This is a genomic window from Sphingomonas quercus (assembly GCF_018863195.1).
GTDB lineage: Bacteria > Pseudomonadota > Alphaproteobacteria > Sphingomonadales > Sphingomonadaceae > Solisphingomonas > Solisphingomonas quercus.
This window is the reverse complement of sequence record NZ_JAHKRT010000003.1, coordinates 243,993-261,304: the sequence shown is the minus strand read 5'-3', so window position 1 is coordinate 261,304 and position 17,312 is coordinate 243,993. Positions and strand designations below refer to the sequence as shown.

General features: G+C 65.0%; 14 protein-coding genes and 1 pseudogene. 5 read left to right on the top strand and 10 right to left on the bottom strand.

Features of this window, described 5'->3' with window-relative positions:
- Positions 1-205 precede the first annotated feature (205 nt).
- Positions 206-940 (top strand): hypothetical protein, encoded by a 735-nt coding sequence (locus tag KOF26_RS07045; RefSeq protein ID WP_216322360.1) that lies wholly within the window; start codon positions 206-208, stop codon positions 938-940.
- A gap of 238 nt (positions 941-1,178) precedes the next feature.
- Here KOF26_RS07045 and KOF26_RS07040 read toward each other — a convergent pair whose 3' ends face one another.
- Complete coding sequence (locus KOF26_RS07040; protein ID WP_216322357.1) at positions 1,179-2,072, bottom strand: LysR substrate-binding domain-containing protein; 894 nt, start codon at positions 2,070-2,072, stop codon at positions 1,179-1,181.
- A 196-nt stretch (positions 2,073-2,268) separates the two neighbouring features.
- Here KOF26_RS07040 and KOF26_RS07035 point away from each other — a divergent pair, with 196 nt between their 5' ends.
- Positions 2,269-3,021 carry an SDR family NAD(P)-dependent oxidoreductase gene (locus tag KOF26_RS07035; RefSeq protein ID WP_216322354.1) on the top strand — a complete coding sequence of 251 codons (753 nt, stop codon included), beginning with the start codon at positions 2,269-2,271 and terminating at the stop codon, positions 3,019-3,021.
- Between the two features lie 50 nt (positions 3,022-3,071).
- Positions 3,072-3,767, top strand: coding sequence for a type 1 glutamine amidotransferase domain-containing protein (locus KOF26_RS07030; protein ID WP_216322351.1), 696 nt, complete (start codon positions 3,072-3,074; stop codon positions 3,765-3,767).
- Between the two features lie 549 nt (positions 3,768-4,316).
- On the opposite strand, the gene KOF26_RS07025 is transcribed toward KOF26_RS07030, so the two are convergent.
- Positions 4,317-5,279 (bottom strand): class I SAM-dependent methyltransferase, encoded by a 963-nt coding sequence (locus KOF26_RS07025; RefSeq protein ID WP_216322350.1) that lies wholly within the window; start codon positions 5,277-5,279, stop codon positions 4,317-4,319.
- Between the two features lie 524 nt (positions 5,280-5,803).
- Positions 5,804-6,370: a hypothetical protein gene (locus KOF26_RS07020; RefSeq protein ID WP_216322347.1), complete on the bottom strand. Its 567-nt coding sequence runs from the start codon at positions 6,368-6,370 to the stop codon at positions 5,804-5,806.
- A 607-nt stretch (positions 6,371-6,977) separates the two neighbouring features.
- Here KOF26_RS07020 and KOF26_RS07015 point away from each other — a divergent pair.
- Positions 6,978-7,802, top strand: coding sequence for a class I SAM-dependent methyltransferase (locus tag KOF26_RS07015; protein ID WP_216322345.1), 825 nt, complete (start codon positions 6,978-6,980; stop codon positions 7,800-7,802).
- A 202-nt stretch (positions 7,803-8,004) separates the two neighbouring features.
- Here the strand turns inward: KOF26_RS07015 and KOF26_RS07010 are convergent, their stop codons facing one another.
- Complete coding sequence (locus KOF26_RS07010; RefSeq protein ID WP_216322341.1) at positions 8,005-8,238, bottom strand: hypothetical protein; 234 nt, start codon at positions 8,236-8,238, stop codon at positions 8,005-8,007.
- A 106-nt stretch (positions 8,239-8,344) separates the two neighbouring features.
- Between KOF26_RS07010 and KOF26_RS07005 the strand changes: the two genes are divergently transcribed.
- Entirely contained in the window at positions 8,345-11,617 is a 3,273-nt protein-coding gene (locus tag KOF26_RS07005; RefSeq protein WP_216322337.1) for a DUF3857 domain-containing protein, read from the top strand.
- Between the two features lie 317 nt (positions 11,618-11,934).
- Here KOF26_RS07005 and KOF26_RS07000 read toward each other — a convergent pair whose 3' ends face one another.
- From KOF26_RS07000 to KOF26_RS06975, 6 genes and pseudogenes are all read right to left on the bottom strand, one after another.
- Entirely contained in the window at positions 11,935-12,999 is a 1,065-nt protein-coding gene (locus KOF26_RS07000; RefSeq protein WP_216322334.1) for an MBL fold metallo-hydrolase, read from the bottom strand.
- Positions 13,000-13,003: 4 nt separating this feature from the next.
- On the bottom strand, positions 13,004-13,663 hold the full coding sequence (locus tag KOF26_RS06995) for a peroxiredoxin (RefSeq protein WP_216322329.1): 660 nt from the start codon (positions 13,661-13,663) through the stop codon (positions 13,004-13,006).
- 172 nt (positions 13,664-13,835) lie between these two features.
- A complete protein-coding gene (locus KOF26_RS06990; RefSeq protein ID WP_216322326.1) occupies positions 13,836-14,285 on the bottom strand; it encodes a nuclear transport factor 2 family protein in 450 nt (149 codons plus the stop codon).
- Positions 14,286-14,550: 265 nt separating this feature from the next.
- A pseudogene (locus KOF26_RS06985) lies at positions 14,551-14,649 on the bottom strand (PEPxxWA-CTERM sorting domain-containing protein); the annotation flags it as partial.
- 287 nt (positions 14,650-14,936) lie between these two features.
- Entirely contained in the window at positions 14,937-15,485 is a 549-nt protein-coding gene (locus KOF26_RS06980) for a hypothetical protein (RefSeq protein ID WP_216322323.1), read from the bottom strand.
- Positions 15,486-15,783: 298 nt separating this feature from the next.
- Positions 15,784-17,310, bottom strand: a complete 1,527-nt coding sequence (locus KOF26_RS06975; RefSeq protein ID WP_216322320.1) for a PepSY-associated TM helix domain-containing protein — start codon at positions 17,308-17,310, stop codon at positions 15,784-15,786.
- Between the last annotated feature and the right edge of the window lie 2 nt (positions 17,311-17,312).

Sequence of the window (17,312 nt, the reverse complement as noted above, 5' to 3'; positions counted from 1 at the left end):
TTCGTCAAGCGGGACGCGGCCAACGCTCCCATATTGGCGTCCCCGGTGCTATCGGTCGGCAATGTCCCGGCGCCGACAAAAGCTCTCATCTGGCCAGCTTGTTGCAATGGGCGCGGCAGCGGCGCCCCTGGCCGCTCTCGCCCTGATGAGCTGTGGCCGGGAGCCGGCGGAACCTCCCGCCGCCAATATCCAGACCGAGGCTGCCTTGCCGCAGGACGTGCCGAGGGCGCCGGCCCTGCCGGTGCCGCCGCCGCCGCTGACACGCGGCGATCTGATCAGCGCGGCGGGCCAGGCGGCGTCCGCCTATGCGGAAGGCAAGCCACGCTCGACGGCCGACCCACTGGTCGCGCGCAATTTCGCGGTCAGGCTTCCCTTCGGATGCAACGGGCCGTCTCAGGCCGTCGATGCGGGGGGACAGGCCGAGGGCCTCGCCGCATGGACCTGGGGGCCGGACCACGGATCGATCCAGTTGCGCATGACGCCGGGCGACTGGCTCGGGTCGGCGATGCTGGCCGGAGCGGGGGCTTTGGACAAATGGGAAGCGGTCGAGGGGTTCTGGATCCCACGACCGTGGCTCGCCTCCGAAACCTGCCCGGCGGTGCGGGCAGATCCCCTGCAGACGGACGCTCCACCAGCATCGCCCCAGACGGTCGGGCTGGCCGCTGTGTTCGAAGTCGGCAGCTCCCGGCTCGCCCGCCGCAACGGTCGCGCTTATGAATATACCATCCGCGCCAAGGGTGATGCACCGCTGATGCCGCCGCAAGACGGCTTTCGGATGCTGCTCGAAGGTCGGATTGCCGCCTTCCCGAGCGGCCAGGCGATCGAGTGCCGCGCCACCGGGCCGGACCAGCGGCCGGTCTGCATCATCGCCGTAAAGCTCGATCGGGTGACCTATGAGGATGAAAGCGGCACCACCCTGAGCGAATGGCGCGCCGGCTGACTTTCGCGGAACCCGGGGTGGCGATCTGGACTCTGATCTGAAGGTGAGATGAAACAGCGAAGGGTGTAGTCCCGACCTTGCTCCGGCCCCTCACGCGGGCGACGAGCCGGCCCGCGCGCGGTGCAGGTCCTGCTCGGCCTGCCGGAATCGAGACACCGTGCGTTATCTGGGCATCGACGTGGGCTTCTCCGTCCGGGGAATTGGACAGCTCGGCCTCCCGTCGCAGTCAGAACGAAGATCAGGCGGCACAATGAGCAGCGACGAGCCAGTCGATGTTCTTCAGAAAATCATGCAATACCGGTGACGGATTGTCCGCCCGATACCCCACCGCGATCTCGATGACCGGAGAAGGCCCGGCGAGTGGCCTGCTGACGACCGAACGAGGCAGGAGCTTTTCGACATAGGCCGGCAAAAGCGTCAGCCCGCCGGTCGACGCCACCAGCGAGATACCGGTGGCGAAGCTGTCGAGAAAATGGCTGGACGAGACGGAGATGCGCCGCTCGCGCAGGTAGCGTTCGACGATGCCGCGCAGCACATGCGGTGTATCGGTATAGCCGATGAAGGGAAAGCCTCCGAGGTCCGTCGGGTCGATCTCGGCTCCGGCGGCCAGGGGGTGGTCCGACGGAAGGATCGCCAGGATCGGCTCGGACGCGATCACTTCGTAGCTGACGTCGGCCTGCGGCTCGATGCGTGAGAAGCCAAGGTCGATCTCGCCGCGCTGCACGGCCTCGGCAATGGCAGGCGAGAAGTCGCTTGAAACGCGAAAATCGATCTCCTTGAGCTGATCCCGGAGGATCTGCGTGACATGGGGGAGCCACTCCACTTCCTGTCCGGTCAGGAAGCCGACCGAGAAGCTGGCCTTGGCCGGCCGGGCGGCGCGCCGGGCCGCGGCGATCGCTTCGGCCGCCTGGCCCAGAGCCAGTCGCGCGTGATCGAGAAAGGCTTGGCCGGCCGCGGTCAGCGTCACCCCGCGAGAGGTGCGGACGAGCAAGGGGGCGCCCACCTCCATTTCCAGGTCACGAAGCTGCCGACTCAACGAGGGCTGGGCGGTGTGCAAGCGCTTTTCGGCAGCAACCGTCAAGCTGCCCTCCTCGGCAACCGCGACGAAGTAACGAAGATGGCGCAGCTCCACGCGCCATGCCTAGCAGGTATGACGGACAAAGCTACAAAGTCTTTCCGCTGCGCTGCTCCCTGAGGCATTTATTGGAGGCACTTAAGAGCTCCCGCAGGCGGGTATGCCGAAGGGGCATTGCCGACAATCGACGCGCAAGACCGGGCGGCCGACCTGTGGCGGCCCATTGCGCTCACCCAGGTGAAAGGATCCATCCATGACCACGATTTCCATTGTCACCGGCGGCAGCCGCGGCCTCGGCCGTAACACCGCGATCAGCATCGCTCGCCGCGGCGGCGACGTAATCTTCACCTACCGCAACGAGGCGAGCCAGGCGCAGGCCGTCGTCGCCGAGATCGAGTCCCTCGGCCGCAGGGCTGCCGCGCTCCGGCTCGATGTCGGCGACATCGCCGCGCTGCCGCCCTTTGTCGACCAGGTTCGCACCACGCTCCGGTCCTGGGGCCGGGAGCGCTTCGATCATCTCGTCAACAATGCCGGTCACGGCGAGATGGCGAGCTTCGCGGAGACCAGCGAGGCCCAATTCGATCAGCTCTTCAAGGTCCATGTGAAGGGCGTGTTCTTCCTCACCCAGGCGTTGCTGCCGCTACTCGCCGATGGCGGCCGCATCGTGAACTTCTCGTCGGGCCTCACTCGCGTGTCCTATCCGGGTTTCTCGGCCTATTCCGCGGCCAAGGGCGCGATCGAGATTCTCACGCTCTACATGGCGAAGGAACTGGGCAGCCGGGGCATCACCGCCAATACGATCGCGCCGGGCGCCATCGAGACCGATTTTCTCGGCGGCGCGGTGCGAGACACGCCCGAATATAACGAGGCTCTCGCCAACATGATCGCGCTCGGGCGGGTGGGCGTGCCCGACGATATCGGGCCGGCCATTGCCAGCCTGCTCGGTCCCGACAATCGCTGGATCACTGCCCAGCGGATCGAAGTGTCGGGCGGCCAGAACATCTGACTGTCCATGCCCACCAATCCATTATCCACCATGACGGAAGGAGACTGTCGATGACGAATATCCTGATCATTCTCTCGGCCGCGGACAAATGGACCCGCGCCGATGGCTCCATCTATGAATCGGGCGTCTGGGCCCAGGAATTCGTCGATCTCGACGAAGCCTTTGTGAGAGCCGGCTTCAAGGTCGACCTGGCGAGCCCCGGGGGCATCGTGCCGACGATGGACAAGCGCAGCCTTGATCCGGGCATCGTAGGCGATGTCGTGGCAGACCGCATGCGCGCCTATCTCGACGAGAATGCCGCGCGGATCGAAAAGCCTCTCGTGCTCGCCGATATCAGGACCGCCGAATATGATGCGATCGTCGTCCCCGGCGGGCACGGCCCGGTGGAGGATCTGTACAAAGACCCCGATATGGGCCGTATCTTGGTCGAGTCCTCCCGGGACTCCAAGATCATCGCCGCAGTTTGCCATGGCCCGGCAGCATTTCTGGCGGCCCGGGATGAGAATGGCCGCTGGCCTTTTGCGGGCCGCAAGATGACCGCGCTCAGCAACGAGGAGGAGATCGAGTTCGGGACGGCGGAGAACGCGCCGTGGCTGTTGGCCGACGCGCTGCGTGAACGTGGTGGTATGTTCGAGCAAGGTCCGAACTGGCGCGCCCATGTCGTCAAGGACGGCAATCTGCTGACCGGTCAGAATCCGCAGTCGTCAGCGCCCCTCGCCGAGGTCGTGATCGCCGCGCTTCGGTAACGGAGCGAACCAAGGGTGGGTTTTTATGCTGCGCTGCCCGGAAGCCGCCGGTCGGCTTCCGGGGCCGAAAGCGGCTAGACAGTTCGAGGTATAAGCTGGCCGGCCGGCCTCGCGGCCCAAGCCAGTCATTCAGCGGCTGCGCCGTGAGTCCTGAGACCTGGTATTCGTTCACCCTGTTCCTCGGCGGCTCGAAGGATCTTTACGGCCGTTTCACCTCGATTCGATCGATGGCAGCTTCCGTCAGCACGTCGGTGCTTTCGGTCCCAACGGTTGCGGACGAGTTTCGTCCGGCCTCGTCTCTGCGGCGCCGGGGAGTACAGCTAGACGCCCCCGCGGCCCGCAGCGTGTCTACTGGCTCGACGTGTAATCTGGAGGGGGCGCGCAGGTGCCCATCGGCCATAGAACCCCCTGTCAGCCTCGCCGGGCGGTCCTCCGCTTTCCTGGTCCTCATGCATGCGCTGTACAATTCTCGAATCGTCGCTCGGGGTGCGCGATCATCCCTCCCGCTGTCTGTCCGTCCAACCCGCCGGCATTAGTGCACGGGCAGGGCTAAGCCCGCCGTTGCACCGCAAAGGTGTGCGAAATCCCGTCCACGTCGCCGAGATGAGAACATTCCCGCACCTCGATGACCCTGCACCCGGATGCTTCGATGATGCTAAATATCTCGTGCTGCGGCAGCGCGTTCATCTCCATTGGCTCCTCAGGACCCGACAGATAGGGCGCCACCGCGAACGACTGGCCGGCAATGTAAGTCGGCATCTGGACTACGGCCATGCCGCGGGGCCGCAAGCAGCCCAACAGCTTACGATAGAGAGCAGCCATCACGGGGGGTGGATTGTGCTGGAGCACGATCCTGCTGACGATGAGATCGAAATTGCCAATCGTATCGAGATCGGCGACGTTCGAAATCAGTCGAAATTGGGCATTGTCGATTCCGAAGCGGGCGGCGGACTTCTCGGCTTCACGAAGATGACCTGGCGATATGTCGACCCCGACGACAGTATTTGCATAGCGGGCCAGGGCCACGGTAAGGCGGCCCACACCGCAACCGAAATCAAGCGCTCGCTCGACATGCTCGCAAGCCAGATCCGCACGGCGCAGATAATTCAGGCTTCTCTCTACATCCGATCGCCCGTGCTCGAAGAATCCGTCGATGTGTTCGGGAAGCGTGTCCTTGAAAAACAGGGGATTTGTGAGAACCGACCAATATGGTTCAGTCTCGCCGAATGACTGCCAATGGCGAGCGATCCTCTCGAACATAGCCTGCTCCTGATCCGGCGTGCAGTCCACCTCGACGCGGTTTTCTCGAGCTTCGAGGTGGCGCCCGATCCGCGCCGGATCGCCAGGAGCGCGGAAACGGCTTCGAAACTCCTCTGACTGAAGCGCGGAGGCCAGGGTCTCAGCTAGCGTGCGGCCGCTCGCCGCATGCATGCGGACGACGTCCTCATTTTCAGGCTCCCGGCCGAGGAGACCGCGATAAACATCGCGAATTATTTCTTCGGACACCTGCATTGCTCTCTCCATGCCGTCGGGACACACGCCGTCGTCGGGGCGGTCTATGGCTGCCGAGATAAGATCGCAACGGGCCAGAATGACACTGTAGTATCGCGCCCGCCCCTTAGCGTACTTAATTGGCGGCCCTTGGTGATCGCGACCGCGACCGGTCCGATAGGGTCAGGGCGCCCGATGGCGGCGCCCGGTGGACATATTGTAGAGGCCATTGGCGTTCGTCGCCGCGACGATCCGGTCGAATTGTCGTAACTGTAGGCGGGTTGAGATTGCTGTTGCCCGTTGGCAGGTATCGGTGACAGTGGTGCTCCCGGTGCGGTCGCCCCGCCACGCCGCAATGCCCAAGGCCGTGCCGATGAGCCGCATGTCGGTACGGTGGGACGGGGTAACCCGGGTCGGATGGAATCGCCGGCTGGCCTGGCATACGCGCTGCTGGAAGGTCGGAAACGGGCCATCGCCGTTGAGCTGGTCAACGAGACCATTTCCGCGGCCGCGACCGCGAGGAGAGAGGAACGACGGCATCGCGGTCAGCCCTTATGAACGAACAACGATGTGTTCCCGTCAGTGCCGTTGCGGAAGATCGGGCTGGCGCCTCCCGCCAACACCTCTGCCATGTCGTGTCGCAGCGTCTCCGGACTGGGCATGCCGGTATAGAAGCGCCAGCCGGTGAGATCGGACGCGGTGATGGTCGCGAGCAGATAGCCTTCCACCGTGCCGGGCTTTCCGGCGCGGGATGCCTCGATGGCCTTGATGATATCGGTGACGGGAATGACGAGCGCGATCGGCGCGCCCTTTGCCTTGGGAATGGCCCTGCGTTCGCGAGAAGGCTTGTCCTCACCCCAGAGTTCATATCGGGCATCGCCTGCGGCCAATGGGCCCAGATCGCATTCGGGCCTCTTTGCAGCGCTCTTATAGTCGATGCGCAACAGCTTCGGCATCATGCTCATCGAGACGACGATCTGCGCGCCCTCGGTGGTGGATGCGCCCACCTCCTTGACGGCCGCGCCGACATCCGATGAAACGGAACAAGCCGCAAAGGCCGGAGCCGCCGCGACGGTCGCCAACAAGGCGCTGATCGAAAGCATGATGCGCATAATCGACTCCCCATTTCGAGCAGAGAAGGCTCGCCTGCCGACAGGCGCCCGGTCAACCCGCCGAGGTTGCAAAGCCTGACGAAAGGGTCCGAAATGGTGGCAAAGGCAAGGGGCGCTCTGTACTGTGAAGGGTTAGTTGCCAGCTTCCACACGAAGCTGATGTGACCTACGCAGCAGGCAGCCCGGCGCTCCATTTCAGTCGTTCGACGGAAAGCGCGTCCGGGGCGCTCTCGACGGGCCTGGCGGACCGAGCAGCCAAAGCGGCGAGGAACGATAACGCTTAACGGCTGGACGTCTATCATCGACGAAATGCGGACGTGCCGCTTTCAGGCAGTCTCGGCTCGAGATGCGCAACGCTTGTCCCCCTGTCAGGCACATATCTCGCTTCACCTCGGCTGATGGCTCGGGCATCTAGGCTTCCCACGAAGATGCGCTGGAGCGATCGGTGCCTGTTACGCGAACTGCCCTATGGAGACGCGTCGGAGGAGGTCTCAGGTCGCACATCCTCCGAGCCAACGTTCAGGCCCCCGCTGATGGCCAAATCGCTCCGGCGGAGGAGGAAGCTGTTAGGCGACTAAGCATTGCCGATCTCGATAAGGCTGTTGAGGTGTTTCTCCAGCCTGCTCGACATGGCGAGTTTGGAAACAGCGTATTGGAGTTGCCGGAGTGGTTCGACCCTTCTCTGGATGTCGAGACCGCTGATTATGCTAGGCAACAGCTGCGCCTCTGGAGCGAGATCACGCTGCGGAGCAGTTACGATCCAGTTACGTGCGAGGAGTCGCCGGAGGTTCTAACCATGGATTTCCTCCGACGACCAAGCTTCTATTCCACCGGGCGAGCCGACGAAGCTGCGCCACACGTGCTGGCTATGGGGAACATCTTGCTCCACAGCGGCATTCGGGAGGGTGACAGAGTCCTGGAATACGGTGCCGGCTTCGGCCGCAATGCACTCGCATTCGCCCGACTAGGTGCGAAAGTCGATACTGTTGATGTTGATCAGGGCTTTTGCCAGGCTGTAGAAGCATCGGCGGGTCAGTATGACGTCGATCTCCATGCTTATAAGGGACTTTTTGGGTTCAATCCCGCAGGTCATGACTGCGCCTATGATCTTATCCTCTTCTACGAGAGCTTTCACCATGCGTTCAACTTCCGAGATCTGATACCGCGCCTTCATGGCATGCTGAAGGCGGGAGGTCGTCTGATATTGGCAGGGGAACCGATCGTCCCGAAGGGCCAGGCCCTACTTCCCTACGACTGGGGCATTAGACTGGACTGGCAGAACGTTGCCGTGATGCGGCTTCGAGGTTGGATGGAGTTGGGTTTTACGCAACCTTACCTGATGTCTCTGTTCGAGAAGGCGGGCTTCTCGTGGCGCCTTCACGACGATCCACGGACTGACAAGGCGCGCCTGTTCCTCCTCCGCAAGGACTAAGTGCGACGGAGCCTGACGAGACACCTGTAACAGCGGGGAACGTCCGCTGCTGGGCGGATAGCCGCGGTTCCAGCCAGGCGGAGCAAATATCAGCTATAGGCCGATAGCTGACACTCTCATTCTACCAACGGTTCTGATTGCCGTACCCATCGGTTTCGAAGTGCGCTGGATCGTAAATTATCTCCTGTCATTCCCGGAGCCCTCACCCTTGTCCGCCCAGGGGGATCGGTCCCCGTTCCCTGCTGCTGGCGTGCCGGACGGTGACAGTATCCAGGGCGATACGTTGCTCGTCGCTTTTGGCCTGTTTGTCTTCACCCTGCTCATCCACCTGGGCGCCCTCGTCGCTTTGGGCGTTGCTGCGATCCGCCGCCGCGTGAATGTCCGCTTCCCACCCCGAACCGAGCACGGGCATCCAAGGCGACCAGAAAAAGCGCATACTTTGTAGATAGCCCCGAAACCGTCGATCTATCTCTTGAACGCATGGCTTTGATCGGTCTTAGAGCCCGGGGGATCATCGCGACGTGGACGCGAAGGAAGGGGCAATGTCGATGCGTTTGGCCGGACCACTGTTCGGACTGGTGGCCGTGCTTGTATCGCCAGCCAGTGCGTCCGCCGCGGACAAGTTGTTGCTCGCGCCGGCTCCTGACTGGGTGCAAGCCATTGCCACACCTGCCGGTGTGCCCGGTGACGATGCGGCAATTCGCATATTGCTGCTCGACCAGCAGCTCAATTTCAGGGCCGGTGGCACCGCGATCTATGTGCATAGCGTCTCGCGTATCCAGACGCCGCAAGGGCTGGCGGCATCCAACGCCCTCAGTCTCGTCTGGCGTCCGGACAGCGATGTGCTCACGGTCCATCATATCCGCGTGATCCACCAGGGCCAGACACGCGAGCTGGCGGTCAAGCCCGAGGATTTCACGATCCTGCGCCGCGAGAACAACCTCGAACTGGCGGCGCTCGATGGGGTGCTGACCGCGACGATGCAGCCGGAGGCGCTGGAGGTCGGCGACACGATCGACATAGCCTATACGCTGGAGCGGCGCGATCCGGTGCTCGCCGGCCATGGGGAGCGCATGCTGATCGGCGGGGCGGGGGTGCCCATCCGTGCCTTCCACCTTTCCGCCCAGTGGGACAAAGGCCAGCCGATGCGCTGGCGCCCGACCGACCTGCCCGCCACGCCCAAGGTGGTCGGGCAACGGCTGACGCTGGATGTCGCCGATGTGCAGCCCCTCGTGTCGCCGGCGGGCGCACCGGCGCGTTTCCAACTCGGTCGCCTACTGTCGTTCAGCGATTTTCGCTCCTGGGAAGAGGTGGCGGCCCTGTTCGCCCCGCTCTTCACCAAGGCACGGACGCTTGACGCTGCCTCCCCGCTCAAGGCCGAGGTCGCGCGCATCCGCGCCGCTTCCAACGATCCCGTGAAGCAGGCCGAGGCGGCGCTGGAGCTGGCGCAGGATCAGGTGCGCTATGTCGCCATCAGCCTCAACGACGGCAATCTCGTGCCGGCGAGCGCGGACGCGACCTGGCAGCGCCGCTATGGCGATTGCAAGGCCAAGACGGCGCTGCTGCTGGCGCTGCTCGACGGCCTCGGCATCCAGGCCGAGCCGGTGGCCGCCAATGTGATCCTCGGCGACGGCATGGACGAGCGGCTGCCGGGGGTCGGCGCCTTCAACCACGTGCTCGTTCGCGCGACCATCGCCGGCAAGGCCTATTGGCTGGACGGCACGCGCATGGGCGACACGTCGCTGGCGCGGCTGCGCGTGCCGGCGTTCGGCTGGGTGCTGCCGCTCAGGGCCAGGGGCGCAACGCTGGAGCGGCTGATGCCGCCGCCCGCGGACGTGCCGGATACGCGCTCCATCGTGAAGCTGGACGCCTCGGCCGGACTCTATGCGCCGGCAAAGGCGCATGTCGAGGTGGTGATGACGGGGGACCTCGCCTTCGGCACCTCGATCAGTCTCGCCAATCTCACGCCTGCCGCGCGCGATCAGGCGCTGCGCGACTATTTTCGAGGTCGGTACGACAGCATCACGCCAGCCAGGGTCTCCGCCAGCTATGACAAGGCGACGGGCGAAGAGACCATGGTGATGGACGGCACCGACCGGATGGACTGGTGGGTCAGCAGGAGCTTGCCGGGCCATGAAGTGAACGGAGCCACGTTCGGCTGGCGCGCCGATTTCACCCGCGCCGATGGGCCCTATAAGGACGCGCCATTCGCGGTAAACTATCCATCCTTCACCCGCGACGAGGAGGAGGTCATCCTGCCGCGCGGGGGGCGGGATTTTACGGGCAAGCTGGCAGGCGACGAGGATCGCACCGTCGCCGGACGACATTTCCTGCGCCGGATGACGATGCGGGACGGCGTGATCCACATGACGGCGGAAACGCGCAGCCTTGTCCCCGAATTCCCCGCCGCCGAAGCCGCCGAGGCGGAAAAGGCGCTGCGCGCGATGGCGGATGTCACGATCTATCTTCGCCCCCCGCAAGCCTATCGCCCCACCGATGGCGACGAAGCGGCCTTCCAGGCGGAGACACCGAAAGATGCCGCCGGTTACGTGCTGCGAGGAGAATCGTTCGGACGGCAGAAGCGCTGGCAGGATGCGCTCGACGCCTATACGCAGGCGCTGAAGCTGGACACGAATAATGTGCCGGCCCTTGCCGGGCAGGCGCAGGTCTTTCTGGCGAGAGGCGAGTTCGCCGCGGCCAAGGAAAAGAGCGACAAAATCCTCGCCGACAAGCCGGATGACCGGGCGGGATTGAGGATCGCGGCCGGCGTGTTGATCGGGATGAACGATTACGCCGCGGCGTTACCGATTCTTGACAAGGCGATCGCGGCGACTCCCGGCGATGCATGGCTCGTCGGTTCGCGCGGGGCGGCGAAATTCCGCACGGGCGATATCGACGGCGCGCTTGGCGATTATGATCAGGCCCTCAAACTGGATCCCACCCAATTTGTTCAGGCCTATTCTGCCCGATATCTCGCCAGGCTCCACCGCGATGGCCGGGAGAAGGCGGCGGCCGAGGGCGATGCGCTGCTCGCCGCCTATCCCGATGATCCCAGGGCGATCAGGCTTGCCGCCGAAATGTTCAGCAATGGCGGGCGGACGGCGGATGCCGCGCGCCTCTATGACGGGCTGGTCGCGAAAACTCCGGATGATCCGTCTATCTGGACGGCGCGGTCCGCGATCTGGCCGGCGGACCAACGTGACAAGGCTGTTGCCGATGTCGAGACGGCGCTCGCGATCAAGCCCGACGCGCCGGCCGCGTTGTCACGCCTCGCCGCCTTGCGCGAGAATGCAGGAGATTATCCGGGCGCGCTGGATTTATACAAGAAGCTGAGGGACCTTTCCCCGCCCATGGAACGCCCCTGGACCCAAATCACGATCGCCCGCGTGCTCGCACGCAGCGGTGACAAGCAGGGCGCCACCAAGCTTTTCGCGGAGGTACGCGGCGAAAAGGACAAGGGCGCCAGCATGTTGAATAGTCTTTGCTATGAAGCAGCGGTCGCGAATTTCGCGCTGGATCAGGCGCTGGCGGATTGCCGGGCCTCCCTGGCCTTGCAGGCTTCGGAGGCGACGCAGGACAGTCTTGGCTTCGTGTTGTTGCGGATGAGGCGATTTGACGAGGCGATCGCCGCCTATAACGAGGGGCTGAAGAAAATGCCCGCCCGCTATGAAACGGAGGCTGCCATGCATTACGGCCGCGGCCTCGCCCTGATCGGCAAGGGAAGGAACGCCGAGGGCGAGGCTGACCTCGCCAGGGCGCGCGACCTCTCCCGGATCGTGGAGACGACATTCCGGCGCAACGGCGTGATCCCTTGATTTAACGGCGAGTGGATAAAGCGCTGCGCTTCCGATCAGCAACAAGACGTCCAGTTCTCGGCCCAGGAGGCCCGAAGGCGGGCTGACCGCTTCCCATCCCGGACCGGTCACCTGGCATCGGAATCGGCCGGGGCGGCTGCTCGCGCCCAGTTGCAGACGAAGCGAGCAGCCCAAACGCTGCTGATATGTGGTCGCTCATGGTCCTTCCCGGCCGAGGGCCGCTCTTTCACTGAGCCTGACGCGAATGACCGCTACGGAGATGGAAGGCGACCGTTCGTCTCGCGAACGCGGTATGCGATCCGGCCGCTCCGGCGCGGTCAGGATGACGAGGGACGTGGAACGGCCGGCGCCTCTGCCTCCAGCGAATAGCCCGCCGTGCGCCAGGCGGCGATGCCGCCGTCGAGCGCTGTGGCACGCAGATAGCCAAGCTCACGCAGCGTAGCGGCGGCGAGCGTGGAGATCTTACCGAACTCGCAGCAGGTGACGATGCGGACCGTGGGATCGGGTAGCTCGCTGTTGACGCGCAATTCGAGCTGGCCGCGCGGAAGGTGGCGGGCGCCGGAGATGTGGCCGGCGGCAAACGCCTCCTTCTCACGCAGATCGAGGACGACCAGATCGCCGCCGCTATTGGCGCCGAGCCGCGCATCCAGCTCCTCCATGGCCATGAATGGAACGCGGGCGGCCGCCTCGGCGAGGAGCTGGGCCACCGTCTTGCCGCCGCTCATATTGGTGCGCAGCGCCTCGGTGAGGTGGGTGGGGGCGGCGAGATCGAGATCGCGCATCATCGCCACAAACTCGGCGCGCTCCGTCTTCTGAAGGCGGGGATTGGCGGCGATCTCGTCGGCGATGGTGGAATGCTCGCGGTCCTTATAATCATGCGCCGGATAGACGCGCGTGTCGCCGGGCAGGCGGAGCAGCTTTTGGAACAGGCTCTCGTAGAGCGCGTGAGGGTCGCCCGAGGGCAGGTCGGTGCGTCCGGTGCCGCCGATCAGCAGCGTGTCGCCGGTGAACACCCGATCGGCCATCACCAGGCACATGGAATCGCCGGTGTGGCCCGGCGTGTGCATGGCCGTCAGCTTGAGCGCGCCGGCGATCAGCATGTCGCCGTCGTCGAGGCGGAGATCGGCATAGGGCGCTGCCGCCTGCCGGTGCATCACCACCGGCACGCCGAGCGTCGCGCCCAGCTGCCGGCTGGCCGAGAAATGATCGGCGTGGGTGTGGGTGTCGACGATGTAGCGCAGCGTCAGCGCGTTCTGGAGCAGATGGCCGCGATAATGATCGGCGAGGCTGAGTTCAGGATCGATCAGCACCGCCGCGCGCGATGCTTCGCATCCCAATATGTAGGAGCGGCAGCCACCCGCGGCGAAGGCTTCGAAAAGCATCGCCTTATTCGGGCTGGGGGACGAGGCGCAGATAGGGGCGCGGCGCCTCCCACCCGTTCGGATAAAGCGTCTTCGCCTCATCGTCGGAGACGGAGCCGGCGATGATCACCTTGTCGCCGTCCCGCCAGTTGACCGGGGTGGCGACGCGATGCCTGGCGGTGAGCTGGATCGAATCCAGCACGCGCAGGATCTCGTCAAAATTGCGTCCGGTGGTCATCGGATAGCTGAGCATCAGCTTGATGCGCTTGTCCGGGCCGATGACGAACACGGTGCGGACCGTGGCGTTGTCGGCCGCGGTGCGGCCGTCCGAGCCGCCTTCAATCTCCTCCGGCAGCATGTTGTAGAGCTTGGAGACGGCGAGATCGGTGTCGCCGATCATCGGGAAATTGGGGGCGGTGCCCTGCGTCTCGGCGATGTCGTCGGCCCAGCGGGCATGATTGTCGACCGGATCGACGCTGAGGCCGATGATCTTCGTGTTGCGGGCATCGAATTCGGGCTTGAGCTTGGCCATATAGCCGAGTTCGGTCGTGCAGACCGGCGTGAAATCCTTCGGGTGGGAGAAGAGGATCGCATAGCCGTCGCCGATCCATTCGTGGAAATCGATCCTGCCCTCGGTGGTTTCGGCCGTGAAATTCGGCGCCACGGAATTGATGCGAAGCGACATGCCCATGCTCCCTGACCAGCGTCATAATCAGCCTAGCAGAGGCGCAGGCTGCCGTCAGCGTCCCTTCAACACGGGGAATAGGCTACTCCGGGAGAGCCGCGCCCGTCTGCATCGGAAGGTTCCCGGCGGCCGCGGCCTGAATTTGCATCGCCCATGGCGGTGGCTCAGTCGCTTATCGCGCGTCGGCGATAGTGGCCTGGCGTGCGATCAGCTGCCAGCCTGCACTCCGTCTGGCCCAGACATCGGTGAAGGGCCGCATCACCTGCTTGCCAGCGCCGGGCCCCTTGATCGGGACCATTGTGTCATAGCCCATGACAATTGTGACCTCGGGCTTCTCGCCGACGAAGGTGATGTGCTTGTGAAAGTCCTTATAGTCGAGGAAGTCGCTCTCCATCACCGCGATCACCTCCTCGCGGCGCAGCACAATATTGTCTGGCGAATTCACGACGAAGTCCTCGGCCCAAACCCCCCGCACGCCGGGAGCATCGTGGGCCATCATGGCTTTTCCCAATCGGCCATAGGCCGCCCCGATCTCAGCTGGCATATGAACGCCGGGAGCGAGTTGCGCCGAGACGGGGGTAGCAACGAGCAACATGGCTGACAGGCCAATCTTCGTGAACATGAGCGCTCCTGATTTCGAGCTGCCAGCGCATCGTACGATGAATTATCGCTGACAATGGTAGCTTTTGAGGCGTTGGTCGCGGCGCAGCTTTTTCCTTGAGGCGATTATGTCTCTCAAGTGATGTGCCGGATACAAACCGGTGCATAAGCCACGAGGCATGTACGAATTCGCTGCAACGGCCCGACGACCTGCTCATCCACATCGGCCGGTTTAGCCGTTCCGTCCGAGGCGCGAGGGGAGGCCCCGCGTTGGGGCCTTCCCCACCTCAAGCGGTGAGTGCGGTCTGCCGGCGACGCATTGCAGCGCCGGTGAGGCCAAAACCCGCGATCATCATCGCCCAGGTCGCCGGCTCAGGCACGGCCGAGCCCGGCGGCGGCGTGTCGGGCGCTTCCAGCAGGAACGGCGCGGCCAGCACATAATCCGCCGCGAACGCCGGATCGATCACGAAATAGGGATCGAGGAAGGCGGTGGTGCTCGTCGCACAGTTCACGCCGGGAAGGTCGCACTGGCTGTTGGTGCCGGCGCCGGCAGTGGCCAGCACGTTCAGGCTGATCGTGATGTCGCGATTGGTCGGCAGCATGACCGTCTGGCTGAAGTTGATCGGCACATAGCCCTGAGCACCCTGGAAGCCGGACCACGCCTGCACCTTGATCACCTCGAAGCCGCCGCCCGGCTTCGGCAGGCCGCCGATCTCGAACGTCGCCTCGCGTGGCCGAAGCCGTAGTCCTGATCGAACTGGCCGGTGCTGTCGGCATAGCCGAAGGCGGAGATGGTGTAGGGCACGCCCTCGGGCCGATCCTCGCCGATGACGCGGATGTCGTAGACGAGGTGGCTGGAGGCGCCGGAGCCGCCGCCATAGCCCGTCGCCTGCGCGGACGCGCCGACCGAGCCATTATGAGCCGTCGTGACATTCGCGGCGCCATTCGCCGCGCCCTGGTGGGGATAGTTGCCGATCGGCGTCTCGCTGGACCCCGACACGCCGCGCGGCTGGGCGCCGAACCCGCTCGCGCCGTTCGAATCCTCCAGCGCATAGATCGCCGTCGCGCCGGCAGTGACGGACGAGGCGATATAGCCCCGGATCGGCTGGTCGACCGCGTGCGCGGCCGTCGGCAGCGCCATCGCCGCGGCGAACGCCACGCCTGCGTAACCCCGCCGGCCGAGCGCCGGTTTCCGCCCGGCTTCGTGACTGTCGATCAACATCCTCACACCCCTTTTTGCCCAGCGACATCGCCAAAGGATCGTCGTCGACATGTTGACCTTGTGTTGGCTTGCCTATCCCTGAGCGACCGACACGTTCTCTGGAACGACCAAGGCGTCGCTTCGTCCGGGAAGGCCTACCGCCACAATTGCTGAATCGGGCGACATATCGAGGGCCGGGTCGGCACGCCCGTCGGCGACGAGCGCGCGAATGTCGATCGCCGGGCCGGGCGTCGCGGTCCTGCCCGATCACGTCTGTGCCCAAGTGGTTGCGGGGGGACAGGGGTGGTGCATCCGGTCTTCACCATCCGGTAGGACCTGCCTCCATCGGTCCGCCCGCTGATCGACCATCTGACCGCCGTCTTTCCGCGCGACATCCTGGCAACGGGCCGGCGCGGACCGAGCGGTAGAGGAGCGCCACGCCAAGGAGCGCCGCGACCAGGTCGATGCCGACGCCCAGCCAGCCCGCCCCGAGGCTCGGGGCATGGGCGGTAGCGGCAAGGATCATAAGACCGCCGCTCGCAGCGCGAAGCACCTGTCGGACCATGCGGCGATCCGGGAGGACGTTCGACAGGGCCAACGCCCCGACGAGCGTGCCCCAGAAAAGCGGTAATGGCGGCCATCCGAGCAGCAGGACGCCGATCGCGGAAGCCGCGTAGGCGGCCGGCTGTGCCCAAACCAACGCTTCCCAAAGCCGCTCGCCAAGAGGGGCCGGTCGGCCCTGTTCGCGACGGCGGTGGAACCAGACCGACATGCCGCTTGCGATGATCGTGGTCAGGCCGCTGCCCAGGAGGACATAGATGAGCTTGAGCGGCAGCCCGCCATAGGTGCCGTAGTGAAGCGGCGTGATCATGCCATAGATGCGCATGCCGACGCCGCCATCGGTGAACCCCGCCTTGGCCAGCAGGCGTCCCTCGGGCGAGAAGGTCCAGCCCTCGTTGCGGGCGAGGTGCGCCGGCTCGGCAGTGGTGAGACTGACGATCTGGCCGCGCGTGCCCGCCTGCAGGAACAGCACGCTCGTCACGGGCGCTCCGGGCGAGCGCGCGGCGATCGTCGCCAGCATCGGCCGCATGTCGGGCAGCGGGGCCGCGCGCCGGTCGGCGGTCGGGCCGGGGCCGGTGAGCGCGGCGATCGCCTTCTGCTGGTCCCCCTGAAAGGCGACCAGTGCCAGCACGCCGATGATCAGCCCGGCCAGCCCGAGCAGCGACCCGGTAAGCGCGACGATAAGGTGGAACGGCAGCCCCCAGACGCCGAGCCGGTTGTGCAGGTCGGCCGCGGCGAGACGCGGCGCGCCACCCCGCCGTAGCCGGAAGGCATCGCGGATGATGCGGCGATGGGCGAGCAGCCCTGAAATCAGGCTGGCGATCAGCACCGTGCCGATGATCCCGACCAGATAGCGGCCGAAGGGATCGGGGATGTTGAAGCTGTGATGGTGCTCGCGCACGAATTCGGCCCAGGGCGCGGATGCCGGCGGCAGCACATGGCCCGCTGCATCCACGCTCCATGTCCGCTCGTCCCTGCCGTCATAGGCGGTGACCGACATTCGCGGCAGCAGGTCGCTCGGCGCCGTGACGATCAGCGTCTCGACCTTGCTGCCGCCCGCGCGGGCGCGGGCATAACCTTCGGCGGCAGCGCGGATCAGGGCGGCGTCGCTGGCGCTGGTGACGCGCGGCGCATCGGGCCGCTCCCATTGCGCGAACTCATCGGCGAGCACCGCCACGGTGCCGCTGAAACAGACCAGATAGAACAGCGCCGCAAAGACGATGCCGAGTGTCGAATGGGCATCGAGCAGGGCGCGGGTGAATGCGCGCGGGATGGCCAGCTTCATGA

What these genes read in the sequence shown, in the direction of transcription:
- KOF26_RS07035 (WP_216322354.1), top strand. Translation starts at nt 2,269, where the DNA reads ATGACCACGATTTCCATTGTCACCGGCGGCAGCCGCGGCCTCGGCCGT.
- KOF26_RS07030 (WP_216322351.1), top strand. Translation starts at nt 3,072, where the DNA reads ATGACGAATATCCTGATCATTCTCTCGGCCGCGGACAAATGGACCCGC.
- KOF26_RS07025 (WP_216322350.1), bottom strand. Translation starts at nt 5,279, where the DNA reads ATGCAGGTGTCCGAAGAAATAATTCGCGATGTTTATCGCGGTCTCCTC.
- KOF26_RS07020 (WP_216322347.1), bottom strand. Translation starts at nt 6,370, where the DNA reads ATGCGCATCATGCTTTCGATCAGCGCCTTGTTGGCGACCGTCGCGGCG.
- KOF26_RS07010 (WP_216322341.1), bottom strand. Translation starts at nt 8,238, where the DNA reads ATGCGCTTTTTCTGGTCGCCTTGGATGCCCGTGCTCGGTTCGGGGTGG.
- KOF26_RS07005 (WP_216322337.1), top strand. Translation starts at nt 8,345, where the DNA reads ATGTCGATGCGTTTGGCCGGACCACTGTTCGGACTGGTGGCCGTGCTT.
- KOF26_RS07000 (WP_216322334.1), bottom strand. Translation starts at nt 12,999, where the DNA reads ATGCTTTTCGAAGCCTTCGCCGCGGGTGGCTGCCGCTCCTACATATTG.
- KOF26_RS06995 (WP_216322329.1), bottom strand. Translation starts at nt 13,663, where the DNA reads ATGTCGCTTCGCATCAATTCCGTGGCGCCGAATTTCACGGCCGAAACC.
- KOF26_RS06990 (WP_216322326.1), bottom strand. Translation starts at nt 14,285, where the DNA reads ATGTTCACGAAGATTGGCCTGTCAGCCATGTTGCTCGTTGCTACCCCC.
- KOF26_RS06980 (WP_216322323.1), bottom strand. Translation starts at nt 15,485, where the DNA reads ATGTTGATCGACAGTCACGAAGCCGGGCGGAAACCGGCGCTCGGCCGG.
- KOF26_RS06975 (WP_216322320.1), bottom strand. Translation starts at nt 17,310, where the DNA reads ATGAAGCTGGCCATCCCGCGCGCATTCACCCGCGCCCTGCTCGATGCC.